Consider the following 15,392-nt stretch of genomic DNA (forward strand, 5'->3'; position numbering starts at 1 on the left):
AGATACTTATTAGTTTCACCCCTTTCTCGACTTACGTCAATCCGAGAGCGCGTCGAACGGCTTGGTATAACGGGTCTTTCCATCCCGCACGCTGCGACGTGTCGACGCGGCGATTCCACATCGCACGCGGGCCTGCGGTATTCTGAGTGCGCCCGCCTCCGTAGCTCAGGGGATAGAGCAGGAGCCTTCTAATCTCTTGGTCGCAGGTTCGAATCCTGCCGGGGGCACAGAGAAACGACGGGCCCGAGTATCGGGCAGAAATGTGAGCGCATTGGCGTGACTGACCAACCGGATGCCATCTCGTCGGCATACCCCACCGCAGAGACGACAGAGCAGTTCGCCGCGAACATCAGCGAGGTTCGTGCTCGCATCGACGCGGCGGCGCGCGCCGCGGGACGCGCCCCTGAGGACGTACGGCTGCTTCCTGTATCGAAAACAGTGCCCGAAGAGCGCGTTCGTCTGGCGGTCGCCGCCGGCGCAACGCTGCTCGGCGAGAACAAGGTGCAGGAAGCGCTGCGCAAATCAGAGAATCTCGCTGACATCGACGAGCTCGACTGGGCGGTCATCGGACACCTGCAGACGAACAAGGCGAAGTACGTCGCACGGTTTGCGGCAGAGTTCCACGCTCTTGACAGCATCCGTCTCGCTGAGTCGCTGCAACGTCGACTCGACCTCGAAGATCGCACCCTCGACGTATACGTTCAGGTGAACACCTCTGGTGAGGAGAGCAAGTTCGGGCTCGAACCCGCGGATGCCGAGGAATTCGTGCGGCGGCTGCCGACATTCGACAGACTCAACATCGCGGGCTTCATGACACTTGCCGTCTTCAGCGCGGAAGAGACACGCGTTCGACGGTGCTTCACTGTGTTGCGCGAGTTGCGCGATCGGGTCTGCGCCGAAGCGCCGGGCGGGCTGCACCCCGAGGGGCTCTCCATGGGAATGTCGGGCGATTTCGAGGCGGCCATTGACGAAGGGGCCACGACCGTGCGCGTCGGCCAGGCGATCTTCGGCTCGCGCGCCCTCCCCGACAGCTACTACTGGCCGACGGGCCCAGGCGGTGCGGAGGCCTCCGCATGACCACGGAGCCGACGGTGCTCACGAGCGGCTGGGAGATGGACAGGCGTCCTGTTGATGCTGTCGTGATCAGCTCGCAAGTCGCGTACGGAGCCGTCGGAAATACGGCGACGGTGCGGGTGCTCACCGAAGCCGGGTACCGCTGCGTTCACATTCCCACAGTGATTCTCGGAACACTCCCGCATTACCCGCGGCTGCACGGGGGTGCACTTCCCGATGAGTGGCTCGCCGGCATCCTCGATGACCTGCTCGAGCTTGATGCGCTGCACTCAGTGAAATATGTTCTGGTGGGTTATCTGGCTCATGCGGGGCAGGCGCGAATGATTTCAGAGTGGTTTTCTCGGCTTCGTGACAGAGCACCAGACGTGCAGCTCGTTGTCGACCCGGCTATGGGCGATGATGATGTGGGAATGTACACCGAGGCCGCCGTCGCCGAATCCTACGGCGCCCATCTGCTGCCTCTCGCAGCGGGGCTCACCCCCAACCGCTTCGAGCTCGGACTGATGACGGATGCCGTCGTTGACGCCGCCGCCTCGATGACAGAGGCCGCGTCACAGCTGCGCCCCGAGGGCGGGTGGGTGATCGTCACGAGCGCTGGCGGAAGCAGCAAAGCCACGGTCGAAAACCTCATCATCACCGATGGCGGATCTGCGACGGCCAGGCATGCACGAATCCGCACACGGGCAAAGGGCGCGGGGGACATCTTCGCCGCAACGGTGATTGTGCGCCTCCTCGCCGGAGATTCCGTCTATGATGCGGCGGAAGCGGCGGGATCGGCGGTCGCCGATGCGATTCGGCGCGCCGAGGGCATCCCAGGGTAGCGCGGTCAGGTCAGATTCGGCCGCGCAGCTTCTCGATCGCACGACGGTCGCGTTTCGTCGGACGCCCCGCCCCTGGGTCGCGCACGACCGCGGCAGGAGCCTCGGTCTTCGCCGGTCGCGGGGGAGTGCTGTCGATCAGACACTCGGCCGCGGCTGCCGCCGAGACGCGCTTGACTATCGGCTTTGTCACGGTGACGATGCGCTCAAATCCGCTGCGCCTGACACGCACCTCATCGCCAGGCTTGACGCGTTGAGCTGGTTTCGCGCGGTCGCCGTTCACCCGCACATGCCCGCCCTTGCACGCGGTCGTCGCCGCCGAGCGGGTCTTTGCGAGCCGAACGGCCCAGAGCCAGCTGTCGACGCGCACCGAGCCTGTTGTTTCCATCGCACCGAGTCTAAGCGGCCGCGTCCGCAATCGCCGAGAGAACAACGTCCGCGGTGAACTGCGACCCGGCCGGATTGGGATGCAGCTGATCATCGAAGAGCAGCTGGTTGAGGTTGTCCGACTCCAGGTAAGCCTCGTGCACGTCGATGAGCAGCACATTGCTGAGCGGCTGAACCCAGTCGGTGATGCTGGCGACAACGTCTTCGAACGGCTCCTTCCACCTGTCGAATCGCGGATTCTCCAGAATCACCGCGTAGCCGATCGTCTCGTCCCACCGGGCTTCGACGGCCTTCAGGAATGCCTGAATCTCGGGAGCGGCACCGGCGGGATTGCGCACGTTGTTGAGACCGTGGTTGATGATAACGGTATCCGGCTGCTCGGGCATGAGCTGGTCGAGATGCTTGAGTGAGTACGCGGGAGTTGTGCCCGAAGCCGAACCGTTCCAGACAATAATCGGGGCATAATCGGCAGCCCCGTCGGCGCGGGACGTCAGATCGTATTTGTGAGTGCGCTCGTTCCAGAAATGAATGACGAGGGGGCGTGACAGCCTGTCGGCAAGAGTGTGAAATGCGCGATCCACCCATTCGCCGGGGGCATTGCCCGTTGAGTCGCCGGCCACGGTGACGACGAACGGGGTTGTCGTGTCGTTGATTCTGCTCCATGCGTCACCGAATCGCGCCGAGGCGAGCACGGCTGAGCCACCGGCGTTCGGATCCTGCTGCGCCACGGTGACCGAAGGGGGAGCCGTTGGCTTCACTGCCGCCAAAACACCGGTCACAATGGATGCCGTCACCACTGCGCACGCCAGAATTGTGGCGATCTTCCATTGAACGGAACGCACGCGTCGGTCGGCATTCCTTCGAGTCATATATATAGGGTACGCACGCGCGGGCGATTTCCCCGAATCGAGAACTACCCGTGTCCTGGGGGTCGTGCGCGCGTGGAGGGGTTCATGAGGCAGAATCGCTAAACTTGACCCGTGGGCAATTCGAGGGATGACGAGGTCAGCGATCGTATCGTGACGATTCCCAATCTGCTGAGCTTTCTGCGGTTGGGTCTTGTACCCGTGTTTCTCATCCTTCTTGTCGAGGGAAACGATGTTGCCGCGCTCATCGTGCTCGCAGTCTCGGGACTGACCGATTTTCTCGATGGGTTTCTCGCGCGTCGATTGAATCAGGTGACCCGGCTCGGGCAGATTCTCGACCCGGCAGCTGACCGGCTGTACATCGTCGCCGCGCTGCTTGGCCTCGGGTGGCGCGATCTGATCCCCTTCTGGCTCGCAGTCGTGATCATCGCTCGCGATATCATGCTTCTCGTCTTAGGGGGAGTGCTCGCCAAACACGGCATCGGCGCGCTGCCCGTTGTGAAGACGGGAAAAGCGGCGACGGCGGCTCTCTTCGTCGGTCTGCCGCTCCTGATGCTGTCAGCGGCGGTGCCGACAATCGGCGATGCCGTCCTTCCAATCGCCCTCGGCTTCTCGCTGCTCGGAGCTGTGCTGTACTGGGCGGCTGGAATCATCTACATTATTCAAACGCGACGAATGATTCATGACCGGTCTGTTCCAGAGTCTGGTTCATCAGATACGCTGGATATGTGAGGAGGACCACGGTGCCCCAACCCGAAAACAATTTCCCTATGACCGGTGTCATCAAGCGCGGCTCGACGCCCGATGATCACTCAGGTGGTGGGCTGAATGACACGACAGTCGGCTATGGCGAAGACTTCAGCAATGCGCTTGCCGGCCTCGATGCCTCTGTTTCGCGCGAGGAGCAGGAGGCGATAGCCGCTCTGCCGTCAGGATCGGCATTGCTCGTCGTGCAACGCGGCCCCAATTCGGGAGCACGTTTCCTTCTCGACTCCGACATCGCGACAGTTGGCCGTCACCCCGAGGCAGATATCTTCCTCGACGACGTCACGGTCTCACGCCGCCACGCTGAATTTCATCGGTCAGGAACCACATTCGAGATCGCTGACCTCAACTCACTCAACGGAACCTATTTTGACGGCGTGCGCATCGACACCGCGCTGCTGTCAGACGGCGCGGAAGTTCAGGTGGGGAAGTACCGCCTGACGTTCTACGCGTCGCGTCGCGACCTGCGAACGTCGACTGGAAGCTAGTGGCTGCGGGGGCGGCCAAGTCGCAGGCACCGGGGGCGCAACTCCTTAACATCGGACAGGTTCTTGCGCGACTGCGAACTGATTTTCCAGATCTCTCGAATTCGAAGCTCCGCTTTCTCGAAGAGCAGGGTCTTGTCTCGCCATCGAGAACGTCGAGTGGCTATCGCAAGTTCTGCATGAGCGATGTGGAACGACTGCGGCTGATCCTGTCGATGCAGCGGGATCATTATCTGCCGTTGAAGGTCATTCGGTCGTACCTGTCAGAGCTTGACGCCGGACGGTCTCCGGCATTCCCGGGACTTCCGGACGGTGCGGCGACGCCGACGATCATTCCCGGCGGAAAGCGGTACAAGAAGAGCGAGCTTCTCCGCGAAGCTCAGTCTCCGCCGTCGCTATTGGCAGAAGCCGTGTCGGCGTCGCTGATTCAACCGGGGGAGTCGTATGGCGACGACGCCCTGACGATGCTCACCTCGCTCGTCGCGCTGCAGAAATGCGGAATCGAACCTCGGCACCTCAGGGGCTTCAGAACGGCTGCTGCGCGCGAGGTGGACCTCATCGAGAGCGCGCTGCGGCCCATGGTTCGCCGCCGAGACACGGCGAGCAAGGCGCGTGCGGCGGAACTCGCCGGAGATATCGCGGGAAATCTGGAGTCTGTGCGGGCAAGTCTCGTGCGATCGGCTCTAGGTCGAATCGCTCCCTAGGCTTAGACTGTGGTGACAGCTGCTCCCAAACCCGACACGCCGATCCTCTTGAGGCGGATGTCGAACGGAACCGGACTGTGAGTCGATAGCGTAGGGAGCACGCACAGCTTTACGTGCGAAAGGAGCAAGGGAGAACGATGAGCGAACTGAGCCGCGACGATACCGCTCGCTACGACCTTGGCCTTCTTTTTACCGACGGACTGCCCGACCTCGACGCCGACGCCGGCTATCGCGGTGCGGTCGCGGCCCGCGCAGCAGGCATCAGTTATCGTCAGCTGGATTATTGGGCCCGCACAGGGCTCGTCACGCCCACAGTGCGCAGTGCGTCTGGCTCGGGTACGCAGCGTCTGTACGGCTTTCGAGACATTCTCGTTCTCAAGCTCGTGAAGCGACTGCTCGACACGGGAATCTCGCTGCAGCAGATCCGCACGGCGGTTAATCAGCTGCACGCGGCTGGAGTTCACGATCTTGCACAGACGACGCTGATGAGTGATGGCGCAAGCGTCTACCTGTGCACATCAAACGATGAGGTCATCGATCTCGTCAGCCGCGGGCAGGGAGTCTTTGGCATCGCCGTCGGCAAGGTGCTGCGCGAAGTCGAGACAACGCTTGTCGATTTTGACCCGCAGGCGCCTGACCCGCTCGATGAGCTTGCTGCTCGACGTGCTGCGCGGAGTGCCTGAGCGGGTTAGGAACCCCGTGCGTTGACGGAACGCAGGCCGTCTGGTCTCAGACGTGCGTCGGAATTCGACCTGAGTGCGTCACCCGAAGCCACGCCGGGGTATGTCGCGCGAAACCGCGTCAGGAAACGGGTTCGATCGGTTCTGGCTCGTCGCGAGCGGGACTGTCAGCGTACTCACCGACGCGGCCTGTGCGAAGCACGCGTTCGAGAAGCTGGTCGAAATAGTGCGCGAGCTCCTGCGCACTGTCGCCAGGCCAGATGTGAAGTGGCTTGGCCGCGCCCTGCGCTTGCTGCAGAGACGTACGCTCAGGAAGCTGAGGGTTGAGAACGAGCGGCCCAAACATGTCGCGGAGCTCTTTGATGCGGAACTGGTGTTCCAGCGACTGATTGCGAACGCGGTTCACAATGATTCCGAGCGGCTGCAGTCGAGGGGAGAGGCCGCGCCTGATCTCTTCGATGGCCCGAAGCGCACGGTCGGCAGCGGCAACCGAGAACAGTCCCGGCTCCGTGACAACGCTGACGCGGTCGCTTGCCGCCCACGCCGTGCGCGTCAACGCATTGAGCGACGGGGCACAGTCGATGAGCACGAGGTCGTACTCATTCTCGAGGTAGGCAAGGGCTTCCTCGAGCTTCCAGATGTCGCGAATCGAGGGGTGAGGGCCGTCGAAGTTGATGGCAGACGGACTGCCGATCATGACATCGAGTTTGCCCGGGTGCGTCGTCGTCCAGCCAGACGGTGCGATCGCCTGTCGAACCGTCTTCTCCTTGGGAGAGGTGAGGACGTCTGCGATGTTGAGCCGGCCGGCCAGCGCGATGTCGAGTCCTGTCGAAACATCGGACTGCGGGTCGAGGTCGACGACAAGCGTGCGGACACCCCGAGCGAACGCGGCAGATGCCAGTCCGAGACTGACTGTGGTTTTGCCGACGCCGCCCTTGAGGCTGCTGACGCTTAATACGTGCACAGTCAATACGTTACCGTTACTAAGGTTGGAGAACCTAAATGTTGGCTGAGCACTACCCGGCCAGAGAGGACATCGCGTGTTCACAAAGATTCTCGTTGCCAACAGAGGTGAGATCGCCATTCGGGCGTTCCGAGCGGCGTACGAGGTTGGGGCACGCACTGTCGCTGTTTTCCCGTATGAAGATCGAAATTCGCTTCACCGTCTGAAAGCAGATGAAGCGTACGAGATCGGCGAGCCCGGGCATCCGGTTCGCGCCTATCTCGATGTCGACGAGATCATTCGCGTCGCACGGCATGCGGGCGCCGACGCCATTTACCCCGGCTACGGATTCCTCTCGGAGAACCCGGAACTTGCCGAGAAGTCGGCGGCAGCAGGGATCACGTTCATCGGACCGGGCACGTCGGTTCTGGAGATGGCGGGAAATAAGGTGACGGCGAAAGAACACGCGATTGCGGCGGGAGTGCCCGTTCTGCGCTCATCGCCAGCCTCTGACGATATCGACACGTTGCTTGAGAGCGCCGATGAGGTTGGCTTCCCGCTTTTCGCCAAAGCCGTTGCCGGCGGGGGAGGGCGCGGCATGCGTCGCGTCGCGTCGAGGGAGGAGCTCGCGTCTGCTCTGGCCGAGGCAATGCGCGAGGCAGACAGTGCTTTCGGCGACCCGACGATGTTTTTGGAGCAGGCGGTCATTCGGCCGCGGCACATCGAAGTGCAGATTCTCGCTGACCGCGAGGGAAACACGATTCACCTGTTCGAGCGCGACTGCTCCGTGCAGAGGCGAAACCAGAAGGTTGTCGAGATCGCTCCGGCCCCAAACATCAGTGACGAGCTTCGGTCGGCGCTGTACCGTGACGCTGTCGCGTTCGCGAAGTCGATTCACTATGTGAATGCCGGGACCGTGGAGTTCCTTGTCGACACCGCTGGTGAGCGAGCGGGCGAGCACGTATTCATTGAGATGAACCCGCGAATTCAGGTTGAGCACACCGTGACGGAGGAAGTCACCGACGTCGACCTCGTGCAGTCGCAGATGCGCATTGCCTCGGGGGAGAATCTCGACGACCTTGGGCTGTCGCAGGAGTCGCTCACGTTGAGGGGCGCCGCCCTGCAATGCCGAATCACGACGGAGGACCCCGCGCAGGGGTTTCGGCCGGACACAGGGAAGATCACAACGTATCGTTCGCCAGGCGGCAGCGGAATTCGCCTCGATGGCGGCACGATCAACCCGGGCGCGCAGATCAGCCCACATTTCGATTCCATGCTCGCGAAGATGACGTGCCGTGGCCGCGACTTTCCTACCGCTGTCGCGCGTGCGCGCCGGGGCCTTGCAGAATTTCGGATTCGCGGCGTCGCGACAAACATTCCTTTTGTTCAGGGAGTCCTTGACGATCCCTCGTTTCTCGCAGGCGACCTCAGCACCTCGTTCATCGAGGAGCGCCCTGAGCTCTTGAAGGGCCGCACATCTAAGGACCGCGGAACAAAATTGATGAACTGGCTGGCCGACGTCACGGTGAACCAGCCGAATGGGCCGCGCCCCGTGGGAATCAATCCGGTGGAGAAGCTCCCCAACGTCGATCTGCAGCTCGATGCTCCCGCCGGGTCGCGCCAGAAGCTCCTCGAGCTCGGGCCACGCAACTTCGCCATCGATCTCCGCGACCAGACGGCCCTCGCGGTGACCGATACGACATTCAGAGACGCACACCAGTCTCTTCTCGCAACCCGAGTGCGCACGAAGGAGCTGCTTCGTGCCGCGCCGTACGTTGCTCGACTCACGCCCGAGCTCCTCTCTGTCGAAGCGTGGGGCGGCGCCACGTACGATGTCGCGCTGCGTTTCCTCGGAGAAGACCCGTGGGAGCGCTTGGAAAGCCTGCGAGGTGCGCTGCCAAACGTCGCAATTCAGATGCTTCTTCGAGGGCGCAACACCGTCGGGTATACGCCGTATCCCACTCGGGTGACCGACGCATTCGTTCAGGAGGCCTCCCGCACAGGCGTCGACATCTTTCGCATCTTCGACGCACTCAATGACGTCGCGCAGATGCGCCCAGCGATCGAGTCTGTGCTTGCCACGGAGCGCTCAGTCGCAGAAGTCGCTGTGTGCTACACCGGCGACCTGCTGAATCCGAACGAAGATCTCTACACTCTGGACTACTACCTGCGCCTCGCGGATCAGATCGTTGAGGCGGGCGCGCACATTCTCGCGATCAAAGACATGGCGGGACTGCTCAGGCCAGCTGCCGCGGCAACGCTTGTCTCGGCTCTGAGGGAACGCTTTGATCTTCCCGTGCACGTGCATACGCACGACACGGCGGGCGGACAGCTGGCAACGCTGCTTGCGGCGGCACAGGCAGGTGCGGATGCGGTGGACGTTGCCTCCGCGCCTCTGTCGGGCACGACGAGTCAGCCCTCGGCCTCTGCCCTTGTGGCCGCGCTCGCACACACGGAGCGGGACACGGGCCTGTTGCTGGACAACGTGTCTGACCTGGAACCGTACTGGGAATCCGTGCGGCACCTTTACAAGCCATTTGAGTCGGGACTGTCTGGTCCAACCGGGCGTGTGTACAAGCACGAGATTCCCGGAGGCCAGCTTTCAAATCTGCGGCAGCAGGCAATCGCCCTCGGACTCGAGAACGACTTCGAGCTGATCGAAGACATGTATGCGGCGGCAGACTCGATTCTCGGTCGCGTGCCCAAGGTGACGCCCTCGTCAAAAGTCGTGGGCGACCTCGCGCTCCACCTGGCGGCAGTTCACGCCGATCCCGACGACTTCGCCGAGAACCCGGGCAATTACGACATACCGGACTCCGTCGTCGGGTTCATGGCCGGCGAGCTTGGTGAGCTGCCGGGCGGATGGCCCGAGCCCTTCCGCTCGAAGGTGCTGAGCGGAAGAGAGGTGAAGATCAGCGTCACGCCGCTGAGCACTGACGACGAAGCGCAGCTTGAGGGCACACCAGCGCAACGGCGTGGCGCGCTGAATCGGCTGCTGTTCCCCGCGCCTACACAACAGTTTGAACAGCGGCGTGAACTGTTCGGCGATCTGTCAGTGCTTGAAACCGCTGACTATCTCTATGGTCTCGAGCAAGGTCGCGAGACCTATGTGGAGATTGCCGAAGGAGTGCGGCTCTATGTCGGGCTTGAAGCGGTCGGCGAGCCAGACGATAAGGGAATGCGCACGGTCATGGCTGTTCTCAACGGGCAGCTGCGCCCGGTGTTCGTGAGAGATCGTTCCGTCGACGTCGCGACGAAGGCGGCGGAGAAGGCAGACGCAAACGTGCCTGGCCACGTCGCCGCGCCGTTCTCGGGAGTCGTGACCGTCAAAGTCAACCAGGGCGATTCGATCGAAGCGGGACAGGCCGTGGCATCCATCGAGGCGATGAAGATGGAGGCAGCCATCACCAGCCCGATCTCGGGGACTGTCGATCGGATTGCCATCAACTCCCCGCAGCAGGTCGAGTCGGGTGATCTCGTCGTTGCGGTCGCCGCATCCTGAGAGGTTTTCCACCCCCTGAATCGGCTGATCACCCGTCTGGTCATTACACTGTTCACGGATTATCTTGGCGTGAGTCATCGCCACAACCCGAAGGAGCACTATCACCATGCCCTCGAAGCATGACGGTATCGAGAAGGCTGAAACGCCGAGTGGCGACGCGCCGCTCGCCGAGTCTGCCGAGAAGCAGCACCTGCGCAGCCAGACGATCAGCGTCACCATTCCAGCATCCCGTGATGATGAACTCGACGATGACGATGTGATTCTCGACGATGTCGCGGTGAGTACGACGGATGCTGTTGTTCCACCGCGGCGGGAAGAGCCCGCCGCGCCGGCACAGGCGTCCTCAACACCAGCCTCGCCTCCCGCACCAGCGAAGAAAGCGCCAGCGACGAAATCGTCGGCTGCCGCGGCGCAGCCGAAGACAGGCCCGGCCCTCCCGGCGAAGGCGAGCGCGGCAACGAAGAGCGCGCAGACGAAGCCGAAGAACTCCGCCGGCGCCCCCTCAGGCGCCGCGACGCCGTCACGCGCACCCGCGCCGCGTGCTGCAGCCGTGAAGCCCGAGGCGCCAGAGGCTTCACCGACGCCCGCGCCAGAGCCTGAGCAGTCGACTCCGCAGAGCATGAGTGCGCGACGCGCACCCAATGGTGGAGCCGAGAATGCTGAGATGCTCACAGCGGAACGGCTTCTCGACGATCGAGGCTCGCGAAACCGCGCCCCCGACGGCGCTGTGCAACGTGCGCTCTACGCGGCAAGCGGCCATCTGATCAATCTCGGCGACAGCAAGAAGGCGCGCGCGAGAAAGGAGCTGACGCACCGCATTGCGAAGCCGTTCGTCGGATCAGCTCGTTTCGTGCCCGTGCTTACCCGCAAGGGCGGTGTCGGAAAAACGACGGTCTCTCTCCTCCTCGGAATGGCGCTCGCGGATGCTCGGGATGACCGAGTCATTGCCATCGACGCAAATCCCGACAGAGGGACCCTTCTCGGCCGTATCGGCGGACAGAGCGACTATACGGTTCGGGATGTCATTCGCCGCAAGAACGACATCACTGGCTACACCGAGTTTTCGACGCTTGTGGCCCGCGACGAAACCCGGCTCGACGTTCTCGCCTCCGATTCTGATCCCGCGGCGACAGCGGCATTCGGCGACGACGACTACGCGACAGTCGCAACGCTGGCATCACGGTATTACTCGATGGTGCTCACAGATTCGGGCACAGGGATGGTCCACGATGTCATGCGGGCAACAATCGAGCGCGCCGACAGCGTCGTGATTGTTTCAGGAACGAGCATCGATGAGGCACGCCTCACGTCCGAGACCATCTCCTGGTTGGAGGCGAACGGGTACGCCCCGTTGGCGAAGAATGCCGTCGTGGTGATCAACAACAGATCGGCCGCGCGGAGCCTTGTGAAGCTTGACGAGCTCGAAGCGCATTTCGCCTCGCGCGTGCGCGCGGTTGTTCGTCTTCCGTACGATCCAGCGCTGGCCTCGGGGTCATCCATCGAGTTCGGTGCCCTTCGCGGTGTCACCCAGCACGCGGCCAGGAAATTGGCCGCGTCTGTCGTCGATGGCATTCCGGTGCAGCGCCCGACGCTCACCGCTGGCTGAGGGAGATCACTCACATGACCGAACGTTCTATCCGTCTCTTCGGGGACCCTGTTCTGAAATCTCGGTGTGCCGAAATCACCACGATTGATGACGGCGTCAGATCGCTCATTGCCGACCTTATCGACTCCGTGCAGCAACCGGGCCGAGCCGGGGTGGCGGCAAATCAGATCGGTGTCGGGTTGCGTGCGTTCAGCTATAACGTCGATGGCGTCGTTGGCTACGTCATCAATCCGACGGTGGTTGAGGTGCGCGGCGACAAGGAGCTTATCGACGAGGGCTGCCTCTCGGTTCCCGAGCAGTGGCATCCCACCCCGCGGCATCCCTATGCGCGCGTGACGGGGATCGATCTGGACGGCGAACCCGTCACTGTCGAGGGCACGGGAGTTCTCGCGCAAGCGCTGCAGCACGAGGTCGATCACCTTGACGGCTACCTTTACCTCGATCGGCTTGAAAAGGGCGAACGTCGCGTTGCGATGAAGAGCGTGAGGGAATCTGACTGGTTCTGACCGGAACGCCTCGAGAAACGAGAGCGGCGCCGCCGTGGCGCGCCGCTCTCGTTTCTCGTCGGAAGGGCCTCCTCCTAGGAGAGGGAGAGTCCCTGCGTCGGCTGGGGCGTCGAGTACATGTTTTCGATGGCGTCGGCGAAGTCTGCGACGATGACATTGCGTTTGATACTCAGCTTCGGCGTGAGATGTCCGGAGGCCTCGGTGAAATCGGTGTCGAGAATTTCGAACTTCCGAATGGACTCGGCTCTCGACACGCGACTGTTCGCTGTGTCAATGGCTCGCTGAACCTCGGCGATGACCGCCGGGTTGCGGGCAGCATCCGCCACCGACATCGTGGCATCTTCGCTGTTGTTCTGGAGCCACGTGGGAAGCATCTCCGGGTCGAGGGTGACGAGTGCCGCGATGAACGGTTTCTGGTCGCCGACAACGACAATCTGCCCGACGATCGGGTTTGAGCGGACCGGGTCCTCGAGCACGGCCGGAGCGACGTTTTTGCCCCCCGCCGTCACGATGATCTCCTTTTTGCGCCCGGTGATGGTGAGGAACCCGTCATCGTCGAGGGCACCGAGATCTCCGGTGCAGAACCAGCCGTCGTCGAAGGAATCCGCTGTCGCTTCAGGGTTCTTCCAATACTCTTTGAAGACGTCGATTCCCTTCACCTGAATTTCGCCGTCCTCTGCGATGCGAACGCTCATTCCCGGCAGCGGAGGGCCGACAGTTCCGATCTTCGACCGGGATGGTGTGTTCACCGTCGCCGGTGCCGTCGTCTCGGTGAGGCCGTAGCCTTCGAGGATCGTGATGCCCAGCGCATGAAAGAAGTGGCCGAGTCGTTCCCCAAGCGGTGCCGAGCCGGATACTGCGTAGCGCACATTGCCGCCCATGGCTGCGCGGAGCTTGGCAAAGACGAGACGGTCGAACAGCAGAAACTTCATCTTCAGACCGAACGGCACGGAGCCAGATTCTTTTGCCTTGCTGTATTCGATGGCGGTCGCGGCAGCCGTGCGGAAGATCTTCCCCTTTCCGCCAGCTTCGGCCTTCTGCTCCGCGGAGTTGTAGACCTTCTCGAAGACGCGCGGCACAGCGAGAAGGAAGGTTGGCTTGAACGATCCGAGCGATTCGAGCAGCCGACTTGTGTCGGGTTGATGCCCAACCTTCACGCCCGTGTGGATGGCGAGCACCGCGATGAATCGTGCAAAGATGTGCGCAAGTGTGATGAAAAGCAGTGTCGAAGCACCCGGTGCGACGACCTCTTTCATTGCCACCGCCGCGTTGCGGGAGAGCTCGACGAAGTTTGAGTGCGTGAGCACGCAGCCCTTCGGAGTTCCCATTGAGCCTGAGGTGTAGATGAGCGTTGCCATGTCGGAACCCTGCGCCAGGCTGCGACGCCGCTCGATCTCCTCGTCTGGCACCTCTGTTCCGCTGAGCGCAAGCTTGTCGAGGTCGCCGAGATGCAGCTGCCAGACCGCACCGACGTCGCCGAGGTCACTGTGCACCTCATCAAAGCGCGAGAAGTGCTCCGGCGTTTCGACGATCATGGCTGTTGCGCCGGAGTCGCTCAGAATCCAGTGGATCTGCGACGGCGAACTCGTGTCGTAGACGGGTACGAGAACTGCCCCGGCGAACCACGTTGCAAAGTCGACGAGAGTCCACTCGTAGCTTGTCTTGCACATGAAGCCGATCTTGTCGCCGGGAGCAATGCCCGCGGCGACGAGCCCCTTGGCAAGTGCCGTCACCTGACGCAGGAACTCCGCGGAGGTCACATCAGACCATCCGTCTCCTGAGGGGACAGAGAACAGGGCAGCATCGGGAGTTGCCTTGACCCGGTCGATAAGAAGATCAGTTGCATTGGCAGCGGGATCTGCGGGGACAAGAGCGGGCACGGTGTGGTGATCCACTGTAGCTCCTTCGGTACGTGGGCGAGTACGGCTTCCTCTACTCTAAAGTGAGGACGCTTGTGTTCACGGGGTCGGCCAACACCGCCCTGGGATTTCCTGCATAGAACCGGCAGGGTACAAGCAAATTTTTGTGGGATTCATCAGTTCTCGCGACAAAGTCATCTGTGGAGGTACGGCGTGCACGCCATCGGGATCGATATCGGAGGAACAAAGATCGCGGGGGCCGTGGTTGATGACGACGGTGTGATCGTCAGAGAAGATCGAGTCCCGTCACCGGCCCGCGACAGTTCAGCAATTGAGGATGCCGTCGTCGAGATGGTGGAGCGTCTGCGCGACGGTCACGACATCGCCGGCGTGGGAGTCGCCGCCGCAGGGTTTATCGATGCGGCCCAGTCGACCGTCTACTATGCCCCGAATCTGAGTTGGCGCAATGAGCCATTCCAGGCAAAGCTGTCGGCGCGCCTGAAGATGCCTGTCGTCATCGAGAATGACGCGAACGCAGCGGGTTGGGCAGAATTTCGTTTTGGAGCGGCTCAACTTGTCAGTGACATGGTCATGCTGACGATCGGCACGGGCGTCGGAGGCGCCATCGTCACTGGCGACGAGCTCTTTCGCGGAGGTTTCGGCACCGGAGGCGAGCTCGGTCACATTCGGCTGATTCCCGGCGGCCTTCCCTGTGGCTGCGGCGTGCGCGGCTGTCTCGAGCAGTATGGCTCCGGCAGGGCGCTCGGCCGGCTCGCGGGCGAACTCGCTGATGCCGGTGGAATCGGTCAAGCTCTTGCCGATAAGCGTGCAGAGGCCGGCGGAACGCTGTCGGGCGAGGCGATCTACGAGCTCATTGTCGCGGGTGACGGCGGCGCTCTGACGGCTCTGCGCCGCCTTGGAGCGTACATCGGCCAGGGATGTGCGACCCTCGGAGCCGTGCTTGACCCGCAGATGTTCGTTCTTGGTGGGGGAGTCGCGCAGGCGGGCGAGCTTCTGCTCGAGCCTGTTCGCGCCGCGTATTTTGACAATCTTCCGGCGCGCGGATTCCACCCCGAGCCCGAGTTCGTGATCGCCGAGCTTGTCAATGATGCGGGAGTGGTCGGCGCCGCGGACTCGGCGCGGATCGCGGCGCAACGTCAGAGGTCATAGGCAGCGAACGGGATACTGTTACATACG

At 62.4% G+C, this 15,392-nt stretch carries 14 protein-coding genes and 1 tRNA gene; 11 read left to right on the plus strand and 4 right to left on the minus strand.

Annotated features, from left to right (window positions below; translation table 11 throughout):
- The first annotated feature begins 154 nt into the window (after nucleotides 1–154).
- From HCR84_RS07510 to HCR84_RS07520, 3 genes are all read left to right on the plus strand, one after another.
- Nucleotides 155–227, plus strand: a tRNA-Arg gene (locus HCR84_RS07510).
- Between the two features lie 49 nt (nucleotides 228–276).
- The gene (locus HCR84_RS07515; protein ID WP_195706702.1) at nucleotides 277–1,077 is read left to right on the plus strand and encodes a YggS family pyridoxal phosphate-dependent enzyme; all 801 of its coding nucleotides are present in this window, start codon (nucleotides 277–279) and stop codon (nucleotides 1,075–1,077) included.
- Complete coding sequence (locus tag HCR84_RS07520) at nucleotides 1,074–1,895, plus strand: PfkB family carbohydrate kinase (protein ID WP_166983475.1); 822 nt, start codon at nucleotides 1,074–1,076, stop codon at nucleotides 1,893–1,895. The genes HCR84_RS07515 and HCR84_RS07520 overlap by 4 nt, the downstream gene beginning before the upstream one ends.
- Nucleotides 1,896–1,905: 10 nt before the next feature.
- On the opposite strand, the gene HCR84_RS07525 is transcribed toward HCR84_RS07520, so the two are convergent.
- Together HCR84_RS07525 and HCR84_RS07530 are read right to left on the minus strand one after the other, a co-directional pair.
- Nucleotides 1,906–2,280: an RNA-binding S4 domain-containing protein gene (locus HCR84_RS07525; protein ID WP_166983476.1), complete on the minus strand. Its 375-nt coding sequence runs from the start codon at nucleotides 2,278–2,280 to the stop codon at nucleotides 1,906–1,908.
- A gap of 10 nt (nucleotides 2,281–2,290) precedes the next feature.
- Nucleotides 2,291–3,148, minus strand: coding sequence for an SGNH/GDSL hydrolase family protein (locus tag HCR84_RS07530; RefSeq protein ID WP_166983477.1), 858 nt, complete (start codon nucleotides 3,146–3,148; stop codon nucleotides 2,291–2,293).
- A 111-nt stretch (nucleotides 3,149–3,259) separates the two neighbouring features.
- On the opposite strand from HCR84_RS07530, the gene HCR84_RS07535 reads away from it, so the two are divergent.
- The 4 genes from HCR84_RS07535 to HCR84_RS07550 all read left to right on the plus strand — a co-directional run bounded on the left by HCR84_RS07535 (nucleotide 3,260) and on the right by HCR84_RS07550 (nucleotide 5,782).
- On the plus strand, nucleotides 3,260–3,877 hold the full coding sequence (locus tag HCR84_RS07535; protein WP_235940835.1) for a CDP-alcohol phosphatidyltransferase family protein: 618 nt from the start codon (nucleotides 3,260–3,262) through the stop codon (nucleotides 3,875–3,877).
- A 38-nt stretch (nucleotides 3,878–3,915) separates the two neighbouring features.
- Nucleotides 3,916–4,398 (plus strand): FHA domain-containing protein, encoded by a 483-nt coding sequence (locus tag HCR84_RS07540; protein WP_166983478.1) that lies wholly within the window; start codon nucleotides 3,916–3,918, stop codon nucleotides 4,396–4,398.
- Entirely contained in the window at nucleotides 4,398–5,099 is a 702-nt protein-coding gene (gene ftsR / locus HCR84_RS07545; RefSeq protein WP_166983479.1) for a transcriptional regulator FtsR, read from the plus strand. Before HCR84_RS07540 ends, ftsR begins: the two co-directional genes overlap by 1 nt.
- Nucleotides 5,100–5,236: 137 nt before the next feature.
- Nucleotides 5,237–5,782 (plus strand): MerR family transcriptional regulator, encoded by a 546-nt coding sequence (locus HCR84_RS07550; protein WP_166983480.1) that lies wholly within the window; start codon nucleotides 5,237–5,239, stop codon nucleotides 5,780–5,782.
- Nucleotides 5,783–5,900: 118 nt separating this feature from the next.
- Here the strand turns inward: HCR84_RS07550 and HCR84_RS07555 are convergent, their stop codons facing one another.
- Nucleotides 5,901–6,743, minus strand: coding sequence for a ParA family protein (locus HCR84_RS07555; protein WP_166983481.1), 843 nt, complete (start codon nucleotides 6,741–6,743; stop codon nucleotides 5,901–5,903).
- A 76-nt stretch (nucleotides 6,744–6,819) separates the two neighbouring features.
- Here HCR84_RS07555 and HCR84_RS07560 point away from each other — a divergent pair, with 76 nt between their 5' ends.
- The 3 genes from HCR84_RS07560 to def all read left to right on the plus strand — a co-directional run bounded on the left by HCR84_RS07560 (nucleotide 6,820) and on the right by def (nucleotide 12,336).
- Complete coding sequence (locus tag HCR84_RS07560; RefSeq protein WP_166983482.1) at nucleotides 6,820–10,224, plus strand: pyruvate carboxylase; 3,405 nt, start codon at nucleotides 6,820–6,822, stop codon at nucleotides 10,222–10,224.
- 106 nt (nucleotides 10,225–10,330) lie between these two features.
- Entirely contained in the window at nucleotides 10,331–11,830 is a 1,500-nt protein-coding gene (locus HCR84_RS07565) for a MinD/ParA family ATP-binding protein (RefSeq protein ID WP_235940836.1), read from the plus strand.
- Nucleotides 11,831–11,844: 14 nt separating this feature from the next.
- Nucleotides 11,845–12,336: a peptide deformylase gene (def, locus tag HCR84_RS07570; protein ID WP_166983483.1), complete on the plus strand. Its 492-nt coding sequence runs from the start codon at nucleotides 11,845–11,847 to the stop codon at nucleotides 12,334–12,336.
- A 74-nt stretch (nucleotides 12,337–12,410) separates the two neighbouring features.
- On the opposite strand, the gene HCR84_RS07575 is transcribed toward def, so the two are convergent.
- Complete coding sequence (locus HCR84_RS07575; protein WP_166983484.1) at nucleotides 12,411–14,231, minus strand: AMP-dependent synthetase/ligase; 1,821 nt, start codon at nucleotides 14,229–14,231, stop codon at nucleotides 12,411–12,413.
- A gap of 177 nt (nucleotides 14,232–14,408) precedes the next feature.
- On the opposite strand from HCR84_RS07575, the gene HCR84_RS07580 reads away from it, so the two are divergent.
- Complete coding sequence (locus HCR84_RS07580; protein WP_166983485.1) at nucleotides 14,409–15,365, plus strand: ROK family glucokinase; 957 nt, start codon at nucleotides 14,409–14,411, stop codon at nucleotides 15,363–15,365.
- The last annotated feature ends 27 nt before the right edge of the window (nucleotides 15,366–15,392 follow it).

This window comes from Paramicrobacterium fandaimingii (assembly GCF_011751745.2).
GTDB lineage: Bacteria > Actinomycetota > Actinomycetes > Actinomycetales > Microbacteriaceae > Paramicrobacterium > Paramicrobacterium fandaimingii.

Bases quoted from the DNA above. Each gene is read 5' to 3' on its own strand.
- HCR84_RS07550 (WP_166983480.1), top strand. From the start codon at position 5,237: ATGAGCGAACTGAGCCGCGACGATACCGCTCGCTACGACCTTGGCCTT.
- HCR84_RS07530 (WP_166983477.1), bottom strand. From the start codon at position 3,148: ATGACTCGAAGGAATGCCGACCGACGCGTGCGTTCCGTTCAATGGAAG.
- HCR84_RS07520 (WP_166983475.1), top strand. From the start codon at position 1,074: ATGACCACGGAGCCGACGGTGCTCACGAGCGGCTGGGAGATGGACAGG.
- HCR84_RS07565 (WP_235940836.1), top strand. From the start codon at position 10,331: ATGCCCTCGAAGCATGACGGTATCGAGAAGGCTGAAACGCCGAGTGGC.
- def (WP_166983483.1), top strand. From the start codon at position 11,845: ATGACCGAACGTTCTATCCGTCTCTTCGGGGACCCTGTTCTGAAATCT.
- HCR84_RS07540 (WP_166983478.1), top strand. From the start codon at position 3,916: ATGACCGGTGTCATCAAGCGCGGCTCGACGCCCGATGATCACTCAGGT.
- HCR84_RS07525 (WP_166983476.1), bottom strand. From the start codon at position 2,280: ATGGAAACAACAGGCTCGGTGCGCGTCGACAGCTGGCTCTGGGCCGTT.